Annotated in this window: 2 protein-coding genes; one reads left to right on the top strand and one right to left on the bottom strand. The window is 65.9% G+C overall.

What is annotated here, in order from left to right; genetic code table 11:
- Nucleotides 1-195: 195 nt before the first annotated feature.
- Nucleotides 196-1,326, bottom strand: a complete 1,131-nt coding sequence (locus ACZY0B_RS21200; RefSeq protein ID WP_463766187.1) for an NDMA-dependent alcohol dehydrogenase — start codon at nt 1,324-1,326, stop codon at nt 196-198.
- 146 nt (nt 1,327-1,472) lie between these two features.
- Between ACZY0B_RS21200 and ACZY0B_RS21195 the strand changes: the two genes are divergently transcribed.
- Nucleotides 1,473-2,648, top strand: coding sequence for a thiolase family protein (locus tag ACZY0B_RS21195; protein WP_463766186.1), 1,176 nt, complete (start codon nt 1,473-1,475; stop codon nt 2,646-2,648).
- Nucleotide 2,649: the final 1 nt, after the last annotated feature.

Here is a 2,649-nt window from a genome sequence, read left to right as displayed (position 1 = left end):
CCGCGGGGTGCCGGGCAGCTCGGCGGGGACGATGTCGTCGAACGGTTTGGGGGCAAGGAAGTGCACGGTGCCGATACCCATCAACATTGCCGCGACTCGGTATGCGGCGGTCTGGGCCTCACGCTGGGCGAGGGGTGTGGTGGTCATCGACCCATTGTGCTCACGTCCGGCGACGTTGGGCGCAATAGGGGAGCGTTAAGAGCGGTCGGCGTCGGTGAATCGGATGACGCCGCGGACGTTGCGTCCCTCGAGCATGTCTCGATAGCCGTCGTTGATCTGCTCGAGGCTGTATTCGCGAGTCACCATGTCGTCGAGGTTGATCTGGCCCAGCTTGTACAACTCGAGAATCGCGGGGATGTCGTATTGCGGGTTGCCGCCGCCGAATATGCTGCCCTGCAAGCTCTTCTGCAGCAGTGACAGCCCGGCGAGGTTGAGAGTGCATTCGTTGGCCATGACGCTGGCCATGCCGGTCAGGACGCATATGCCGCCCTTGGCGGTCAGCCCCATCCACGACTCGACGTCGCGGCCCTCCACGTGGCCGACGGTGACGATTACCTTGTGGCACATCAGGCCTCGTGTCGCATCGGCGATGCCGGCGGCTGCTCCGGCGACGTCCGCGAAGGCCTCCGTAGCGCCGAACTTGAGTGCCTGCTCGCGTTTCCACTCGAAAGGGTCGACGGCGAAAACTCTTCGGGCCCCAGCGATTCGGGCGCCCTGCACCGCTGCGACGCCGACGCCGCCGATGCCGACCACCGCTACGTCCTCACCGGGCTTGACCGCGGCACTGCGTACTGCCGAGCCGTAGCCGGTGGTCACCCCACAGCCCACCAGGCAGGCTACGTCGAACGGGATCGTGGGGTCGATCTTGACGACCGAGGTGTGGTGCACCACCACGTAGGGGGCAAACGTGCCCAACAGCGACATCGGGATCACGTTGCGTCCTTGCGCTGTCACTCGAAAGGATCCGTCCGCTACCGATTGGCCGGACAGTAGGCCCATGCCGAGGTCGCACAGGTTGCGCAGCCCGGTCTGGCACGGCTTACATGTCCCGCAGGACGGGATGAACGACATCACCACGTGGTCGCCGACGGCCAGATTCTGCACGCCCGCGCCGATCTCGGTGACGATCCCGGCGCCCTCGTGGCCACCCAGCACCGGATAGCTGGGGATCGGAAAATCGCCGGTCATCAGATGGTGGTCGGAGTGACACAGTCCGGCCGTCTCCAGCTGGACGGTCACCTCACCGCGACGGGGATCGCCGATCTCGATCTCCTCGACCGACCACGGCTCGTTCACTTCCCAGACCAGCGCACCTTTGGTCTTCAACCGTGGGCCTCCGTCTTTACCCGAACCGCTTAATTGTTAGCGCCGTCACAGACCCCGGCGTACCGAATTTAGACCATTACTATTGCCTATACAGTATTTGATACGATTCGCGTCGTCTGACCGCCCACAACAGCGAGGTTGAGAACATGGGGACACCCGTCATCGTCGGAGCAGTCCGGACGGCAATTGGCCGCTCGTTCAAAGGGACGCTGGTCAACACGCCACCGGAGACGCTGATCACCGCGGTGCTTCCCGAGATCGTGCGCCGCTCGGGCGTCGACCCGTCGGATATCGACGACATCATCTTTGCCGAATCACATTACGGCGGTGGCGATTTGGCCCGCTATGCCGCCACTGCGACCGGTTTGGAGCACGTTCCCGGCCAGTCGGTCAATCGCCACTGCGCCGGCAGCCTCACCGCCATCGGCAACGCCTCGGCCCAGATCGGCTCGGGCATGGAGCGGGTGCTGATCGCCGGTGGCGTGCAGTCGCTGTCGATGACGCCGCTGACGAACTGGCGCATCCCCGGCCCGGAGCTCAAGTTCGAAGAGCAGTGGATGCCGCCGACGCACGTTGAGACCCCGGATGCGCCCGCCAAGGACATGTCGATCACGGTGGGCTGGAACACCGCGCAGTCGGTCGGCATCACCCGCGAGGAGATGGACGCTTGGGCGGCCCGCTCGCACCAGCGGGCCGTCGCGGCCCAGGACGCCGGCAAGTTCGCCGACGAGATTCTCCCGCTGAAGATCACCCAGTTCGACGGCTCGGTTACCGAGTTCGCCGTCGACGAGCATCCCCGCCGCGACACCACCGTCGAGAAGCTCGCCGGCCTCAAGGTGTTGCACCCCGAGATCGAGGGCTTCTCGATCACGGCCGGCAACAGCAGCGGCACCAATGACGCCGCCGCGGGCGTGGCCCTGGTGGACAGCGACTACGCCGCGGCCAACAAACTCAATGTGATGGGCACGGTCAAGGCATGGGCTGCCGCGGGCGTGCCGGCCCGGGACTGCGGTCTGGGCGCGGTGAAGGTGATCGGAAAGGTGCTGCAACGCGCCGGTTTGTCGCCGTCGGACGTGGCGCTGTGGGAGATCAACGAGGCGTTTGCGTCTGTGCCGATCGCGGCCTGCCGGGAGTACGGCCTCGACGAGGAGAAGGTCAACTTCTCCGGTAGCGGCTGCAGTCTGGGCCACCCGATCGCGGCCTCGGGCGCCCGCATGGTCACCACGCTGGTCTACGAGCTGGCCCGCCGCGGTGGCGGTATCGGCGTTGCGGCAATGTGTGCCGGCGGTGGCCAGGGTGGCGCCGTCGTCGTCGAGGTCTGAC

The sequence above is a fragment of the Mycobacterium sp. IDUB_19 genome, assembly GCF_055419445.1.
The sequence above is the reverse complement of the archived record's forward strand: the minus strand, read 5'-3'. Positions and strand labels throughout refer to the sequence as shown.

Excerpts from the sequence above, each read along its gene's own strand:
- ACZY0B_RS21195 (WP_463766186.1), top strand. The coding sequence starts at position 1,473 with ATGGGGACACCCGTCATCGTCGGAGCAGTCCGGACGGCAATTGGCCGC.